We start from the raw sequence: 15,723 nt of genomic DNA, 5'->3' as shown, positions 1-15,723 counted from the left end.
ATGCCCGGCCCATATGTCAACCCGTTCCACGGCGATGCCGACCTGCCGAAAAAAGTCGACGTGGTGGTGATTGGCGGGGGGATCATCGGTTGTTCTACCGCGCTTGAGCTTGTCGAACGCGGGTTCAAGGTGGCGCTATGTGAAAAAGGCGGCATCGGCCACGAACAATCGAGCCGCAACTGGGGTTGGGTGCGGATCACCCGGCGCGACCCGCGCGAGATTCCGCTGATGGCCGAGGCTCTGCGCATCTGGCCGGGGATGAATGAGCGTACTGGGCGCGACGTGGGCTATGAGCGGGCGGGGATCGCTTTCGCTTGCGCCACCGATAAGGAATTTGCCGAGCATGAACGCTGGCTCGACAACCTCAAAGACTACCAGATTGATAGCCGGATGCTTTCGGCCAAAGAAGTTGCGCAAACATTTCCGGGATCGAAATTTCCGGTCAAGGGTGCGCTTTATACTGCCGCAGATGGTCGTGCAGAGCCGCAATGGGCCGCGCCCGCGATTGCAGAAGCCGCCCGTGATCGCGGCGCGCATGTGCTGACCGAATGCGCCGTACGTGGGATCGAAACGCAGGCGGGGGCGGTCTGTGGCGTGGTGACGGAACGCGGCGAAATCGCTTGTGAACAGGTGGTTTTGGCGGGCGGCGCTTGGTCAAGCCTGTTTGCCCGCAACACTGGGCTGCGGCTGCCGCAGTTGAAGGTGAAGAACTCGGTGATCCGCACCAAGCCGCTGGAAGGCGGGCCGGAAGCCGCGATCTGGAGCAACGGATTTTCGATCCGCAAACGCCAGGACGGCGGTTATACAATTGCCGATGGGTTCCGCAACATCGTCGATATCGTGCCCGACAGCTTCCGCTACATGCGCGATTTCCTGCCCGCCTTTGGGGCGGAATGGCGGTCCTTGATGCTGCGGGTCGGCGGACGGTTCTTTGACGAGGTGCGTATCCCGAACCGCTGGTCACTCGATCAGGCCAGTCCGTTTGAATATTGCCGCGTGCTCGACCCAGAACCCTCTTTCTCGTTGCAAGACAAGGCACTGGCCAATCTGCGCAAAGCCTTCCCGGTGTTTGAAAAGGCGGAAATCGCGCAGCGCTGGGCGGGGGCGATTGACGTCACCCCCGATGCGATCCCGGTGATCTCGGGCGTGGACAGCATCCCCGGTTTCTACATGGCCACTGGTTTTTCGGGCCACGGCTTTGGCATTGGCCCCGCCGCAGGGCGGCTCGCGGCTGAATTGGTGGCGGGCAAGCCCACGGTGGTGGACCCCAAACCCTTCTCGTTCAACCGTTTCACCGACGGAACGAAGATCGAGATCATCAGCGGGTTCTAAAAAATGACCAAGCCCGCCTAGCGGGTTTGGCCAAATGGGCGGGTCCGAAGCGCAGGCGGGCTTGCCGCCCCTCCCCATCCTGCGCATCCGACAGGGAGTATCGGACATGACCAACGAAAAACACGCGAAACCCGGGCCGACGCGCCGTCAGGCGTTGATGCTCTTGGGCGCCGCAGGTGCTGTGGGGGTGATGAGCCCCGCGATCTTGGGGCGCGACCAAGCCTTCGCCGCCAATGCCGCGCCGTCTGGGCAATTGGTGTTGGCCTGCTCGCAAGAACCCACCGTGTTCAACCCGCTGATGCCGCATATCGAAGTGGATGAAGGCGTCTATTATGCAATCTTCGATACGCTCTTTGATTTCGACCCGGCTGGCAATTTCTTCCCGATCCTTGCGGCCGAAGTCCCCACTGTCGCCAATGGCGGGATTTCGGAAGACGGTCTGACCTGGCGCATCAAGCTCAAAGAAGGAGTCAAATGGCATGACGGCACGCCCTTCACGGCGGCTGACGTGAAATTCTCGCTCGAACTGACGATGGACCCGGATTTCCGCTCGTTCCGTTCGACCGGTTACAAATTCATGCGCAACATCACCGTGGTCTCGGATACTGAGCTGACCTGGGAAATGAGCGAAGCTTTCGCGCCGATGGCGGGCATTCTGGCTTCCACCTACATCATCCCGAAACACGCGTTCGACGGTGTTGAAGACAAAAACACCGCCCCCTTCATGAACGCGCCCATCGGCACCGGCGCTTATAAGTGGAAAGAGCGCATGGCCGGCGACCATATCGAACTGGTCGCCAACCCGGATTATCACATGGATGGTCCCTATCTTGAGACGCTGATCATCAAATACGTTCCCGACCTGAACGTGATGTATACGCAGTTCAAATCGGGCGATATCGACGTGGTCGGTCTGCAATATATCTCGCCCGACCATTTGGCCGAGGCCGAGGGGCTGGACGGCAAGGTGATCAAAGTCGCGGGCACCGGCACGTTTGAATCGTTCGGCCTCAATATGATGCGCGATCAATTCAAAGATCCCGCGGTGCGTAAGGCGCTTTATGCGGCGCTCGACAAAGGCTCGATCATCGACGCGCTCTATTATGGCGTGCCGACGCCCACCGAAACCTACATGCCGCAGGAATCCTTCTACTATAACCCGGACCTGCCCAAGCATGAGTTCTCGATCGAGAAGGCCAAAGCGCTTCTGGACGAAGCAGGCTGGGTGCCCGGCGCCGATGGTATCCGCGAAAAAGACGGGGTGCGGCTCGCCTTCACCAACTCGACTACGGCGGGCAACCACCTGCGTGAGCAAACCCAGCAATTCATTCAGCAGACCTTCCTTGAGATCGGTGTCTCGATGGAGATCAAAAACTTCCCGCCCGCGGTGATGTGGGGCGATTACTGGATGAAATCGCAGTTTGACTCGGTGATCGTCGGTCTGAACTGCCTCGCGGGCGCGGACCCCGATAGCTCGGATTACTTCATGTCGACGATGAGCCCGGCGCTGGGCGGGGCAGGGCAAAATACCTTCGTGTATCAAAGCGAAAAGGTCGATGAATTGCTTGCCAAGGGGGCGAAGATGTTCGTGCCCGAAGAGCGCCGCAAAATCTATCAAGAGCAACAAGCGGTGATGCGCGAAGACCTGCCGTTCCTGCCGATGTTCCAATATGCGGTGGTCAAAGGTTGGAAAGACGATGTCGAAGGGCCAGCGCCCAACGTCAACAACCGGATCGACACTTGGAACGTGCGCGACTGGAAACGCGTCTGATCATAGGCCCTCGGCCTAAATGATCTTCTCGACGGCAACTGAGGTTGCCGTCGACCTGCCCGGTTTGCCGATCGGCACCGGTTCCGGCCGTTTTCGAATTGCCCTGACCCTCCGCAAGAAAGGCGCGCACCCCTCATGCTGCGTTATCTCCTCTCCCGGCTCGGCCAGAGTCTTATCCTGCTGCTGCTGGTCTCCTGCATCGGCTTTATGGTTCTTAACCTCGCACCCGGTGGACCCTTGTCGCAATTCGCGCTCAGCCCCGGCATGACGCAAGAGCAGATCGACAAGATCGCCGCGCAGATGGGGCTCGATCGCCCCTTGGTGATGCAATATCTCGATTGGCTGTGGCATATGGTGCGCGGCGATTGGGGCACATCTTATCGCGACGGCCAATCGGTTCTGGCGGTGATCGGCAGCCATCTGTTCGCCACGCTTTTGCTGATGGGCACGGCCACCACGATCTCGATCAGCCTTGGCGCGGCGATCGGCATTTTCAGCGCCGTGCGGCGTGGCTCGATCTTTGATCACACCTTCACCGTTCTGGCGATGATTGCGCTTTCGATCCCGACCTTTTGGTTCGGTCTTGTCGCAATCTACATTTTCTCGCTCAATCTGGGCTGGTTGCCTGCGGGCAATATGTACACCGTTGGCGATGGGTCGGTGCTGGACTATGTGCGCCACCTGATCCTGCCCGCAAGCGTTTTGGCGCTTGTCGATGTGGCGATCTGGAGCCGCTACATGCGCACCTCCACGCTCACTGTCATCAGTCAAGATTTCGTCCGCACCGCCCGTGCGAAAGGGCTCACCCGGCGCCGGGTGCTCTTGCGTCACGTCGTGGGCAATTCGCTGGTGCCGATGGTTACCTTGGCAGGGCTGCAATTGCCGATGGTGCTGGGGGGCGCGCTTGTCACCGAGACGGTGTTCACGTGGCCCGGCATGGGGCGTCTCTTCCTCGATAGCCTTGGCTATTCGGATTACCCGGTGGTGATGGGGCTGTTGATGACTTCGGCCCTGTTGGTTTTGGTCGGCAACCTCGCCGCCGATATGATTGTTGCGCTGATTGATCCGCGCATTCGCCTCAATTGACGAAAGGATCTGTCATGACCGCAACGCTTTCCACATCTGCGCCTCGTCGGGTTCTTTTGGGCTCGCGCGCTCTGCGCCGGTTCGTGCGCCACAAACTGGCGATGATCGGTCTGGTGATGGTGCTCAGTTTGACGCTGGCCTGCTTCTTTGGGCCCTATCTGCTCGCCTATGATGAACTCTTTATCGACCTACGCGCCCGCTTTGCGCCACCCGGCACCGGAGCGCATATCTTTGGCACCGATCCGCTGGGCCGGGATATTGCCGCGCGTTTGTTCCATGCTGGCCAAATCTCGATGGCGGTGGGCTTTGCGGTGATGGCGATTGCCACCACCATCGGCTCGGTCGTCGGCGTGGTCTCTGGCTATTACGGTGGCAAGGTCGCTGCGGTGCTGATGCGCATTGTCGATGCCTTCCTATCCTTCCCCTCGGTGTTCCTGCTCTTGGCGCTGGCGGCCTTTATCCAGCCCGGCCCGGTGATGATCGCGCTGATCATCTCGGCCACCAGTTGGATGGAAGTCGCCCGGATCGTTGAGGCAGAGGTTAAATCCCTGCGCGACCGCGATTTCGTGCAAGCCGCGCGGATGCTCGGCCTATCCAAAAGCTGGATCATGTTCCGCGAGCTTTTGCCCAATGCCATTGGCCCGATCATCGTAGCTGCCACGCTGACGGTGGCGCGTGCGATCTTGCTTGAAGCCTATATCAGCTTTCTGGGCTATGGCATCCAACCGCCGCTGCCGAGCTGGGGCAACATGCTCAACGGTGCGCAGCAATACCTCGCGAGCGCCCCGTGGCTGGCGATCGTGCCCGGTGTGGCAATCACCGTGGCGGTGACGGGCTTCAACTTCATCGGTGACGGGCTGCGCGACGCCTTCGACAGCCGAACCGCCGGAGAATAAGACAATGGCCCGGTTTTCCCCGTTCCAAGACACCCTGTGGTTTGCAACCGCCCCAGCGGCTCCGCAAGCTGAGACCTTGCAAGGTGAGATCCGGGCCGATGTTTGTGTTGTGGGCGCGGGCTATGCCGGGCTGACCACGGCGCTTGAACTGGCGCAGACGGGTGTCTCTGTTGCGGTTCTCGAACGCGAAGAGATTGGTTTTGGGGGCTCAGGGCGCAATGCGGGCCATTGCACCCCCACCTTCACCCATTACAGCCTACCCGATCTGCGCCGAGTTCTGGGCGCACCTTGGGCGGAGCGTTTGATCCGGCGTCAGACCCGCGCCAATGACACGGTGGGCGGTTTGATCGCGCGCTACGGGATCGACTGCGAATGGGAGCAAAACGGTTATGTGCAGGGCGCGCTTTTTCCCTCGCACATGAAAACGCTCGAAAAGCGGGCCGAGGAATATAACGCCGTTGGTGCCAAAACCCGGCTCCTTGATCGCGACGAGGTGGAAAAGATCACCGGGTCCGCGCGGTTTTATGGCGGTTGGTATCACGCCGAGGCCGGCGGGCTGAACCCGCTCGCCTATGCGCGGGGGCTGGGCCGGGCAGTGATGGCTGAAGGGGGGCGGATTTTCACAGGCGCGGAGGTCACCGGCTGTACGCCCGCGGCTGGCAAATGGCGGGTGAAAACGGCGCAAGGCGCGGTCTTGGCCGATAAGGTGATCTATACGACGGGGGCTTATACCGTCTCAGGTTGGCCCCGGCTTGAAGAGACCTTTCGGATCATGCGGGTCTTTGTGGCCGCCACCCAGCCGCTTTCCGAAGACAGCCGCGCCGCGATCTTGCCCGCGCGCACAACGCTGCATGACGGACGTGGCGATATTCTGGTCTATAAATTCAGTGCGCAAAACCGCCTTGTCGCCTCGATGTTCCCAATGGGGCGGCGCGGGCGCGATGCGGCCCATACCGTGAGGGTGCTCAATGAGCGGCTCAAATGGTTGCATCCCGGCCTGCGCGAGGAACCCCGCTGGGAGTATTTCTGGTTTGGCGAAGTCGACATGCAGCGGTTGACCATTCCGCGGCTCTATCAACTCGCGACGGGCGTGGTGGCGATGACCGGGCTTTCCGGACGCGGCGTGCCTACCGCTTCGATGCTGGGGGCGGTCTTGGCCGATTGGGCGCGCGGGACAGCGCTCGCCGATCTTGATCTGCGGCTTGAGCCGCTCTCGTTCCAACCCCGCTACATGAGTTTTGCCCCGCAACTGGCGCTGCGCGGCTATCGGCTACGCGACGATCTGCGCGCACTTACGCAAGGCGCGCAGCTTCCGCCGCATTTTTGAGCCCAATACTTAAGATTCAAACCCCGGGCGCAGAGCCGCCTGAAAGAGGATAAGACGATGCCAGGACCGAAACCTGAACCTGTTGAGAGCGATTCACAATTGCCCGCGCGAGCCGATGTTGTGATCATTGGCGGCGGGATTGCAGGGGTAAGCACGGCGCTTGAGTTGGCCGAGCGCGGGCTGAAGGTGGCGATTTGCGAAAAGGGCAAGATCGGGGCCGAGCAATCCAGCCGGAACTGGGGCTGGGTCCGGCTCAGCCATCGCGACCCGCGCGAAATGCCATTGATGGTGGAATCGGTGCGGATTTGGAAAGGGCTTGAACAAAGGATCAGCGCGCGCACCGGCTATGACCAATGCGGCGTCGTTTTTACCTCGGCCGATAACACCGCGCTCGAAGAAGAGCGCGAATGGGTCGATGATTTGCAAGAATATCAGATCCCGGCGAAAATGCTGGGCCGGGACGAGGCCTTGGGCCGTTTTCCGGGGCTCGATATCAACATTCGTGGCGCGATGATGAACCCGCATGACGGGCGGGCCGAGCCCCAATTGGCGGCCCCGGCAATAGCCCGAGCGGTGCAGGCTTTGGGGGGCACGGTGCATCAAGATTGCGCGGTGCGGGTGCTCGAAACTGCGGCTGGCCGAGTTTCGGGCGTGGTGACGGAAAAGGGCCGGATTGCCTGCGATGCGGTGCTGGTGGCGGGCGGTGTCTGGTCACGCTTGTTCTTGGATAATATGGGTATTTACCTGCCGCAATTGCGCACCAAAAACACCGTGATGCGCACCTCGCCCGTGCCCGATGGCCCGCAAGAGACGCTGAAATTCAAAGAATTTGCGATGCGTCGGCGCGCCGATGGGGGCTATACCATCGCTTCGGCCGCCGCGAGCAGCTATCAACTCACCCCAGACAGCTTCCGGCTGATGCGCGCCTTCTTACCCACATTGCGCAATGAATGGCGCAGCCTGAGCTTGAGCATTGGCCCGTCTTTCCTCGAAGGGCTGCGCACGCCCCGGCGGTGGGGGCCAGATGATATAACCCCCTTTGAGACAAACCGTATTCTGGACCCAGAACCGGATACAGCCATGATCGACAAGGTCTTTGCTTTCGTGCAATCGGCCTATCCGGCATTTCGCGACGCCGAGATTGTGCAGCGCTGGGCGGGTTATATCGATGTGCTGCCCGACGTGATCCCGGTGATCTCGGGGACTGAGGGGGTCAAGGGAGGTATGCCGGGGCTCTTCGTGTCTACGGGCTATTCGGGACATGGCTTCGGTCTTGGGCCTGGGGCAGGGCGTCTTGGTGCCGATCTGATCCTTGGGTCGACCCCGATTGTGGACCCCAAACCGTTCCGCCTGCACCGCTTCACCGACGGCTCGAAAATCGCGCCGATGGCGGGCATTTTGCGGCGATAACCTCGCGCAAGATATTGGGGCGCTTCAGGCGCCCCAAATCTCATGGTCGGGAGGTGCCTGACGCGAGACGCTTGCCTCGCGCAAGCAGGGTCTCGGGGCCAGCGTGCAACGCGAGTCAGATTGAATTCGCGTTGCAGGCGACCTATACGTGCATATGACTTCCATCAATAATCCCATCGCCCCCCTTTCGTGCCAACGGCCCGCCCACATGCGCGCCGCGCCTTTCCTGCCCATGAGCCGCACTGAGATGGCTGCACTGGGCTGGGAGGAATGTGACATCGTGCTGGTCACGGGGGACGCCTATGTCGATCACCCAAGCTTTGGCATGGCGATCATTGGACGCTTGCTCGAATCCCAAGGCTTCCGGGTGGGCATCATTTCGCAGCCCGATTGGCAATCGGTTGAGCCGTTCAAGGCGCTGGGCAAGCCGCGGCTCTTTTGGGGGGTCACGGGCGGCAACCTCGATTCCATGGTGAACCGTTACACCTCCGACAAGCGGCTGCGCCATGACGATGCCTATACGGCAGGGGGCGAAGGCGGCAAACGGCCGGACCGCTCCACCATCGTTTACACTCAGCGATGCCGAGAGGCATTTAAAGATGTGCCCGTCGTGCTGGGGGGTATCGAGGCCTCGTTGCGGCGCATCGCACATTATGACTATTGGTCGGACAAGGTGCGCCGCTCGATCTTGGCCGATGCCAAGGCGGATTTGCTGCTTTACGGCAATGCCGAGCGCGCGGTGATTGAAGTCGCGAACCGGCTGGCGGCCGGGGAAAGCGCGCGCGATCTGGATGACATTCGGGGCGTTGCGCTATTTCGCGCCGTGCCCGAAGGCACGACGGAACTGCCTGCCGATGATTTGGACTCGGCGGATGAAGCCGCAACCCGCATGCCCGGCAATACGGTGATCCGGCTGCCATCCTTTGAAGTGGTGGAAGAAGATCGCGAGGCCTATGCCCGTGCCTCACGCGTTTTGCACCGCGAGGCCAATCCCGGCAATGCGCGCCCCTTGGTGCAACGCCATGGAGACCGGGATTTGTGGCTCAATCCGCCACCCATTCCGCTGAGCACAGAGGAAATGGACGCGGTTTATGAACTGCCCTATGCCCGCGCGCCGCACCCGAGCTATGGGGATGCGAAAATCCCCGCTTGGGAGATGATCAAAACCTCGGTCACGGTGATGCGCGGTTGCTTTGGCGGCTGCACCTTCTGTTCGATCACCGAACACGAGGGGCGCAAAATCCAAAGCCGCTCGGAAGGCTCGATCCTGCGGGAGATCGAGAATATCCGCGACAAGACACCGGGCTTCGCGGGCGTGATTTCGGACATTGGCGGCCCCACCGCCAATATGTATCGCATGGCCTGCAAAGACCCGAAGATCGAGGCCGCGTGCCGGTTGCCCTCTTGCGTGTTCCCCGACATCTGCCCCAACCTTGACACCTCGCATGACGACCTGATCCGGCTTTATCGCAAGGTGCGTGAGGTGAAGGGCGTGAAGCGGGTGATGGTCGCTTCGGGCGTGCGGTACGATTTGGCTGTGCGCAGCCCCGAATATATAAAGGAACTCGTCACGCATCATGTCGGCGGCTATCTGAAGATTGCCCCCGAACATACCGAGCGCGGGCCGCTTGATGTGATGATGAAACCGGGCATCGGCACCTATGATCGGTTTAAGGAAATGTTCGATGCGGCGGCGAAAGCGGCGGGCAAGAAATACTATCTGATCCCGTATTTCATTGCCGCACACCCCGGCACGACCGACAAAGACATGCTCAACCTTGCGCTTTGGTTGAAGAAAAACCGCTACCGCGCGGATCAGGTGCAGACCTTCCTGCCGTCTCCGATGGCGACCGCAACGGCGATGTATCACACCGGGGTCAATACGCTCAAAGGTGTGCGGCGTGGGGCGTCTGAAAAGGTGGGCACGGTGCGAGGCGGGCGGCAGCGCCGCTTGCACAAGGCGTTCTTGCGCTATCACGATCCAGAAAACTGGCCGCTTCTGCGCGAGGCGCTCAAATCCATGGGCCGCGCCGATCTGATCGGGCCGGGCGCGCATCAGTTGATCCCGGCACATCAACCCGCCGGGACCGGCAAGGGGATGCCGAAGCGGAGTTCCTCGCGACCGGGGCCGGGGGGGCGGAAATTCACCACCAAGGGCGTGCCGTTTCCAAAACCCAAAAAGTGAGCCGTAAACCGATTAGGCTGGCGCATCCACAGGTGCCGCCGCGCGTTGCAGCACGGCCGCAAAGAAGCCATCTGTGCCGTGCCGTGCGGGCGTAAGCGAGAGGTAATCTGGATGCGCAGAGCCTGTTAGCTCTGGCGCAGCCTCGCAAAGCGGCACCACCGAGAACATCGGATGGGTGACAAGAAAGGCCGCCACTTGCCCTTCATTTTCCTCTGGTAGGAGGGCGCAGGTCGCATAAACGAGCCGCCCGCCGGGCTTCACAAGCCGCGCGGCACTTGCCAAAATGCGCCCCTGCAGCGCAACAAGGCCCTCAAGTCCCTGTTCTTCCGGGGCGCGCCAACGGGCATCTGGATTGCGCCGCCAAGTGCCGGTGCCAGAACAGGGCGCATCGACCAGAACCCGGTCAAAACTCGCCTTGTGGCGTTTTACCCAACGGTCGGTTTCGCTTGTGAGCAGCCGCGTTTCTGCATTTTGCAGCCCCGCGCGACGCGCCCGCTCGGCGCAGCGTTTCAACCGCCCCTCGCTGACGTCACAGGCAATAAGCCGCCCTTTGTTGTTCATTTGCGCGGCAATCGCCAAAGTCTTGCCACCTGCGCCTGCGCAAAAATCGACGACGCGATCTCCGGGTTGGGCATCGACGAGGCGCGCCACGAGCTGTGAGCCTTCGTCTTGAATTTCAAGCGTGCCGGTTTTCAGCCCCGGCAGGCGCGCAAGCGAGAGCCGCTCTTCAAGCCGAATGCCATCGGGGGCGCGCGTGAGCGCCTCCGCTTGCAGGCCAAGGCCTTGCAATTCCCGCAACATCGCCGCGCGCTCTGCCTTGAGCGCATTGACGCGCAGATCAAGCGGCGGCGGAACCAGAAGCGCCGCCATTTCGGTTGCAAAATCCGCGCCAAAGCGGCGGCGCAGCGGTTCTGCCGCCCAAGCCGGGCATTCAAGGCGCACCTCTTCGGGCATGGCGGGATGCTCAATCGCGGCGCCCTGCAATTTGATCAGAAGCGTATATTCCTGCTCGCTGAGAGGAGAGAGCGCGAATTTTCCCCCTGTGAACAGGCGCTTCATCTGGTCCGGCGTTTTGCCCTCACCCAGCGTGAGCCAAGCGATCAGCCGATGGCGCGGTGTATCGCGGCGCCCATGCCGCTCAAGCCACCAGCCAAGCCGCGCATAATGGCGCAGCAACGCTTGCAGCAGATCCAAGATCACACCGCGATCTTGATCCGTGATCTGGCGCCGGGTCCGGAGCCAAGCGGAAATCACCGCATCCGCAGGGCGCGTAGCGCGATCAACGTCAGAAATAAGATCAAGGGCAGCTTGCAGGCGGGCAGCAGGGGTCACGGTAAGACAGCCAAGTTGGAAGCGTGAAAAGACATGGGTGCGCGCGCCTTTGGTCAGTGTTCGCCGCGGCGGCCAGCGTGAAGGGCCTGACGGCCCCGTCGGCGTATCTACCCGCAACAACGGCGTTTGGAAACCGGGCATTCTTGACGCCGTCTGCAAGGGGAGGGATGGCGCGCCCGGTCGTGAGTGATCAACTTGCGCAAAGTATGCAACGGGCGCTGACGCGGGTCTTCTTGGACGCAGTCGCTCACGCTTCAGTCCCCGAAATCGGAGTTGTACAAACCTAGACCTTCACCTGCACACGATCCCCCAAACGCAAGATCGCTCCGGGCTCCGTGTCCTGCCCGCTGATCTTTTTCGCCAAGTCTGGATCGCTTACTTCTTGCCCGGTCTTATCAACGAAGACTGTTTCTAGCCCCAGCTTGGCGAGCGTTGCGATAGCTTGTGCCCCGGTTCGGGGGGCCAAATTCCCCTCCGCATCATGCATCAGGTCCGGCATTTGGCGCAGTTCATCCGCGCCTTCGGGGGCGGGCACGGGCACAATCTTGAAGCTGAGTGTCGCCGAAATAGACGCTTGATAGCCAAAGCGATTGGCATAGGCCGCATCGACGGGCGTAGCGTAGACCTGCGTTTCGCGCTTGGTTGGTAGAGCTGCTCGCTTTGAAGTGGCTTTGGCCGTGCCGACAGTGCTGGTGACAGGGGTTCCCGCAGCCCCCGTGCCCATCGTCAGCGAAACTTTCACCTCTCCGGTCGCTTCAGGAATGGTATAAAAGGTGGGGCGGTATCCGATCTCTTGCAAAAGCTGCAGTTTCGCGTCGTCGCTTTCGGTATAAATCTCGAGGACGGTGGCGAGCGAGCCTTCGTCCAGCGCCTGCTGTGCCTCGGCGACGCCGCGCCCGACCGAGGCGATCACATCGCCCAACGGAGCAGCCACAACATCGGTTACCAGTGATTTTAGATCAGACATTGTTGCGCACCTTTCACTCCACTGCCGCAAAGACAACGAGCACTTCGCTGCCCAAAATCACCTGTTCCCCCGCTGCGGGGGTTTGCATCACCATTTGCCCCGGGGTGCCCCCGCTGCCCGCATGGGTCGAGGCGCGCAACCGAAGCCCAAGCGCTTGTAGCACCCGCAAGGCCGCACCGCGCGTAAGGCCCGAGAGATCCGGCACGCGCGGTTGCGCGGCGTCGGGCGTGGTCTCATCCGTGTTCAGCTCCACACTCAGCCCACCGGGATCAATCTGGTGCTCACCTCCCAATTCGATCTTGCCATCGGCCAAAAGCGAGCCGCGCAGATCAAGCTTGACCTTGCCAATACGAAACCGGCTGCCCTGCAGGGACTTGTCGGCCTCCACCATGCTGGAGTTGAACTGCTTGAACACATCGTCGACTTTTGCGGGCGTGCCGACTTTGCGCGGGAGCACCTGAGGGGTTGCCGCGCGGCTGGCCTCTGCCGCAGCGCGTGCCGCGTCGCGTTCTTGCGTGAGTGTCGTGATTTGTGCCTCAAGCACTTTTGTGCTGCGTTGGAGGTCATTCCGCGCGCTTTCGCTGATGCTTAACTTCCCCCGCAGATCATTGAGTTGGGCGCGTGTCGCCGAGGCCTCCACTGCGGCATTTCCAGAGAGAAGATCAGCGATACCGCCTTCTCTTCGGAGCGGCACCGCTGCCAGAGGTGCCGCCGCCTCGGTTCCGCGCATTAGCATGATGGGAAAAGCTGCCTTTTCGAGGTATTCGAGTTGCCCAAAGTCGATCTCAAGTGTTTGCGAGCGGGCGTCGTAGCTGAGTTGCCCGCCCTGGGCCAATACCCGCTTTTGCGCATCGCAAAGGCGCAGAAGCGGTGGTTGCTGCGGGTTTCCGAGTGTCTCGGGCTTTATGGCCAGAGAGAACTGGCCCCTAGCATTCGTTTTACTGCGGCGGATCGGTTTCCAAAGCTGATCGCTCAATTCGGCCATTTCGAGCGTCAGCGAAACATCTGCGCGCGGCTTGCCGGCCCCATCGGCCAATAACACCGAAACCTTGATTGCCCGCATCGTCTAGCCCTCCTTGCCAAGGACGAGGCTAGCGGTCTCTGGGCCGAGTGCTGCCGTGATGACGACGAGAGCTTTATCGGGCAGACGGTTGGACAGGGTAACCACAGTATCGGCCGTGCCGTCATTTCCGGTGTCCAACACCGCTGTTTCAAACTGCACATGGTCTGAAAAACGGATTCCGCGCACCCCCGCAGCCTCCGAAAGCGCCGCCGACGCAGCTTGGTCGATGTTAAGTTCGACCCGTGCACCGATCAAAAGCTCGCCCGCGGTGTTCCCAGCCACAACGACGAGCCGCGGTTTTTGCTTCTTCTCCGGCACGCGTCGTAGTGCCAGCACAGGCAATGGCATCCCATCACCGGCGGGAACAGCCACAAAACGGCCTGAGATTTTCGCATTCCCTTCGGAATGTGTGGTGCCATCGGTTTTGCCGATCCTTTTTATCTTTTGACGCCCCGAGGCCTCGTCATGGGTGAGGGTGAAGTTGATCTCGAAATCCAGATGTGGGATGCGGTATTGCTGCGTGGGGCGCCCCCAGCCATCAAGCGGGGGCGTTGCGTTCAGTTGTTCTTGCGCGGCACGTAGGCTTTCAGCCATCCCCACGATCAGCCCTTCTATCGTGTCTGAAACGAAGTCGCTCATGTGCGGTTACTCCCCCCGGTCTCTTCCGCCTTCTTTTGCGCCTTGGCTTGGCGCGCTCGGTCGCGGCGGGCTTCGTCGCGCTGTTCCGCTGACTTTGCCGCACGGCGGCGCTCCAGGGCGGCTGCGCGGTTGCGAGCCATACGTGTGAACAGATCGCCCGAGCCCCCGGTTTCGCTGGAAAGCCGACGCTTGCGCATTTCCGCGTAAGGGCCTTGCTCATCCATCGGGGCGGTCAGCGCATCTTTGCGTTTGCCCCAACCACGCTCCAGCCCGCCCGCAAGCTCTTTCGGTGCTTCCAGCGCTTTGGCTGCCCGATCCATGCGCCCGCCAGTCTTATCGAGTTTATCCAGCTTATCCCCGCCGAGGTCGCGACGGATCTGCGCGCGCTCTTCCGCGCTTATCCCCTCAGCGGCGAGTTTCGTATCTAGGTCGCGTAATTGCCGATCATAATCGTCGATTTTGTCGCGTGTCCCTCGGCGCAAGTCAGAGCCAAGACTGGCCAGATCATTCGCCCCAGAGCGCAGCCTTGACCCAATATCGCCGAGGTTGGTGCGTGCTTTTCCAATTATGTCACCAAGCCCAGAGGCCCCCAAGCCCGAGCCCGCGCGTTCTGCTAGGCCATCCTTGATACGCCGACCAAAATCCGTCTGCCCCAAGGCGCGCAGCCCAGCGATTTCCGAGGACGGATGGTCAGAGCGATCTTTGGCGCTTGAGGGGCGTATCGGTTCCGGATCCGTGCCGTATGCGCGATGGCCAAACTCCGCAGTACGATCGCGGTGTTCGGCAAGCCGTTCGCGTAAAGATGCTTGCCGTGCCTCATGAGCTTGCACCCAAGTGTTATGCTCGTTGCGTCGCTCCGCAAAGCTGGCCACATCAAAGCGACGCCCGATGGTATCGGTCGGGGTCTGCGGCATTCCGGTGAGCCCTTGCAGTCGCGTTTCAAGTAATTTGCGCTGCTCCAAAAGCGCGCCCAAACGGCTATCGGGCGCAAGAGCGGCCGCCTGCGCCAAGTCCGTTCCAGAGCCCAATTGCGGTTTTGGCAGCGTCGCGGCCCCTTGGCCCGGCGTTTTGGGGGCCGCCGACGAGGCTGCCTGCAGATCACGCCAGTTTCTGCGCGGCATTACGTGCCCCCTGAGCCCGATGCAGCCTTATCCGACGCCGCAATCATCGCGCGGATCCGTTCCTCCAAAACTGCAGGGGGGGGCACGGGCACCAGTTTGGTGCGCAAAAGCGACGACCCTTCCGCGCTATATTGGTATTTCGACGAATAGCTTGAGGAGACAGAGCTTGCCCGCATCGTCGCGCCGCCGCCGAACCCGAACCAACCGCCTGCCGCACTCGCCTTCACGGTCTTTTTTGAGCGCGAATAGTTTGTTTCGCGCGAGATTGAGATCGACAGTTTCAATTCAATCAACGTGTCGACGAACTGGTAAAAGGTGGGCGTAAACCCAAGTTCCAGCAACGAATATTCGTGCCCGTCTCCCAGTTTTACCAGCAGGTCGCGGTCAGGCTTGCTGTCATCTTCCTCAAATAGTGAGGGTTCTTCATCGGTTTCATCCGGGGGGGCATAGCCTGCCATCATCCGCGCGATCTTGAGCGAGACCAGATCAAGTTGATACTGCGCTTCCGCAATCCCAATCCCCAGTAGGCGTACCATTTCCGGGAAGGGGGTATTCATCATTTCGGTGCTAACCGACATGGTGCGTCTCCTTCAC

General features: G+C 60.9%; 13 protein-coding genes. 7 read left to right on the top strand and 6 right to left on the bottom strand.

Annotated elements, in window-relative coordinates; translation table 11 throughout:
• From BW967_RS06165 to BW967_RS06135, 7 genes are all read left to right on the top strand, one after another.
• The gene (locus BW967_RS06165) at positions 1–1,332 is read left to right on the top strand and encodes an NAD(P)/FAD-dependent oxidoreductase (RefSeq protein ID WP_076484177.1); all 1,332 of its coding nucleotides are present in this window, start codon (positions 1–3) and stop codon (positions 1,330–1,332) included.
• A gap of 106 nt (positions 1,333–1,438) precedes the next feature.
• Entirely contained in the window at positions 1,439–3,103 is a 1,665-nt protein-coding gene (locus tag BW967_RS06160) for a peptide ABC transporter substrate-binding protein (protein WP_076484176.1), read from the top strand.
• A gap of 135 nt (positions 3,104–3,238) precedes the next feature.
• Positions 3,239–4,189, top strand: a complete 951-nt coding sequence (locus BW967_RS06155; RefSeq protein ID WP_076484175.1) for an ABC transporter permease — start codon at positions 3,239–3,241, stop codon at positions 4,187–4,189.
• A 14-nt stretch (positions 4,190–4,203) separates the two neighbouring features.
• Positions 4,204–5,085 (top strand): ABC transporter permease, encoded by an 882-nt coding sequence (locus BW967_RS06150; protein WP_076484174.1) that lies wholly within the window; start codon positions 4,204–4,206, stop codon positions 5,083–5,085.
• Positions 5,086–5,089: 4 nt separating this feature from the next.
• Complete coding sequence (locus tag BW967_RS06145; RefSeq protein ID WP_076484173.1) at positions 5,090–6,412, top strand: NAD(P)/FAD-dependent oxidoreductase; 1,323 nt, start codon at positions 5,090–5,092, stop codon at positions 6,410–6,412.
• A 57-nt stretch (positions 6,413–6,469) separates the two neighbouring features.
• On the top strand, positions 6,470–7,822 hold the full coding sequence (locus tag BW967_RS06140; RefSeq protein ID WP_076484172.1) for an NAD(P)/FAD-dependent oxidoreductase: 1,353 nt from the start codon (positions 6,470–6,472) through the stop codon (positions 7,820–7,822).
• Between the two features lie 154 nt (positions 7,823–7,976).
• Positions 7,977–10,007 (top strand): YgiQ family radical SAM protein, encoded by a 2,031-nt coding sequence (locus BW967_RS06135; RefSeq protein WP_076484171.1) that lies wholly within the window; start codon positions 7,977–7,979, stop codon positions 10,005–10,007.
• A 12-nt stretch (positions 10,008–10,019) separates the two neighbouring features.
• Here the strand turns inward: BW967_RS06135 and BW967_RS06130 are convergent, their stop codons facing one another.
• The 6 genes from BW967_RS06130 to BW967_RS06105 form a co-directional block, all read right to left on the bottom strand.
• Positions 10,020–11,480 (bottom strand): RsmB/NOP family class I SAM-dependent RNA methyltransferase, encoded by a 1,461-nt coding sequence (locus BW967_RS06130; protein WP_245826456.1) that lies wholly within the window; start codon positions 11,478–11,480, stop codon positions 10,020–10,022.
• Between the two features lie 142 nt (positions 11,481–11,622).
• Positions 11,623–12,306, bottom strand: coding sequence for a PASTA domain-containing protein (locus BW967_RS06125; RefSeq protein WP_076484170.1), 684 nt, complete (start codon positions 12,304–12,306; stop codon positions 11,623–11,625).
• Positions 12,307–12,319: 13 nt separating this feature from the next.
• Complete coding sequence (locus tag BW967_RS06120; RefSeq protein WP_076484169.1) at positions 12,320–13,369, bottom strand: PASTA domain-containing protein; 1,050 nt, start codon at positions 13,367–13,369, stop codon at positions 12,320–12,322.
• Positions 13,370–13,372: 3 nt separating this feature from the next.
• Positions 13,373–14,008 (bottom strand): hypothetical protein, encoded by a 636-nt coding sequence (locus BW967_RS06115; RefSeq protein ID WP_076484168.1) that lies wholly within the window; start codon positions 14,006–14,008, stop codon positions 13,373–13,375.
• On the bottom strand, positions 14,005–15,129 hold the full coding sequence (locus BW967_RS06110; protein WP_076484167.1) for a hypothetical protein: 1,125 nt from the start codon (positions 15,127–15,129) through the stop codon (positions 14,005–14,007). The genes BW967_RS06115 and BW967_RS06110 overlap by 4 nt, the downstream gene beginning before the upstream one ends.
• On the bottom strand, positions 15,129–15,707 hold the full coding sequence (locus tag BW967_RS06105) for a hypothetical protein (RefSeq protein WP_076484166.1): 579 nt from the start codon (positions 15,705–15,707) through the stop codon (positions 15,129–15,131). Before BW967_RS06105 ends, BW967_RS06110 begins: the two co-directional genes overlap by 1 nt.
• Positions 15,708–15,723: the final 16 nt, after the last annotated feature.

Origin of the sequence: Rhodobacter aestuarii, assembly GCF_900156655.1 — a bacterium.
Lineage (GTDB): Bacteria > Pseudomonadota > Alphaproteobacteria > Rhodobacterales > Rhodobacteraceae > Rhodobacter > Rhodobacter aestuarii.
The sequence above is the reverse complement of the archived record's forward strand: the minus strand, read 5'-3'. Positions and strand labels throughout refer to the sequence as shown.

What these genes read in the sequence shown, in the direction of transcription:
- BW967_RS06165 (WP_076484177.1), top strand. Translation starts at nt 1, where the DNA reads ATGCCCGGCCCATATGTCAACCCGTTCCACGGCGATGCCGACCTGCCG.
- BW967_RS06160 (WP_076484176.1), top strand. Translation starts at nt 1,439, where the DNA reads ATGACCAACGAAAAACACGCGAAACCCGGGCCGACGCGCCGTCAGGCG.
- BW967_RS06155 (WP_076484175.1), top strand. Translation starts at nt 3,239, where the DNA reads ATGCTGCGTTATCTCCTCTCCCGGCTCGGCCAGAGTCTTATCCTGCTG.
- BW967_RS06150 (WP_076484174.1), top strand. Translation starts at nt 4,204, where the DNA reads ATGACCGCAACGCTTTCCACATCTGCGCCTCGTCGGGTTCTTTTGGGC.
- BW967_RS06145 (WP_076484173.1), top strand. Translation starts at nt 5,090, where the DNA reads ATGGCCCGGTTTTCCCCGTTCCAAGACACCCTGTGGTTTGCAACCGCC.
- BW967_RS06140 (WP_076484172.1), top strand. Translation starts at nt 6,470, where the DNA reads ATGCCAGGACCGAAACCTGAACCTGTTGAGAGCGATTCACAATTGCCC.
- BW967_RS06135 (WP_076484171.1), top strand. Translation starts at nt 7,977, where the DNA reads ATGACTTCCATCAATAATCCCATCGCCCCCCTTTCGTGCCAACGGCCC.
- BW967_RS06130 (WP_245826456.1), bottom strand. Translation starts at nt 11,480, where the DNA reads ATGCCCGGTTTCCAAACGCCGTTGTTGCGGGTAGATACGCCGACGGGG.
- BW967_RS06125 (WP_076484170.1), bottom strand. Translation starts at nt 12,306, where the DNA reads ATGTCTGATCTAAAATCACTGGTAACCGATGTTGTGGCTGCTCCGTTG.
- BW967_RS06120 (WP_076484169.1), bottom strand. Translation starts at nt 13,369, where the DNA reads ATGCGGGCAATCAAGGTTTCGGTGTTATTGGCCGATGGGGCCGGCAAG.
- BW967_RS06115 (WP_076484168.1), bottom strand. Translation starts at nt 14,008, where the DNA reads ATGAGCGACTTCGTTTCAGACACGATAGAAGGGCTGATCGTGGGGATG.
- BW967_RS06110 (WP_076484167.1), bottom strand. Translation starts at nt 15,129, where the DNA reads ATGCCGCGCAGAAACTGGCGTGATCTGCAGGCAGCCTCGTCGGCGGCC.
- BW967_RS06105 (WP_076484166.1), bottom strand. Translation starts at nt 15,707, where the DNA reads ATGTCGGTTAGCACCGAAATGATGAATACCCCCTTCCCGGAAATGGTA.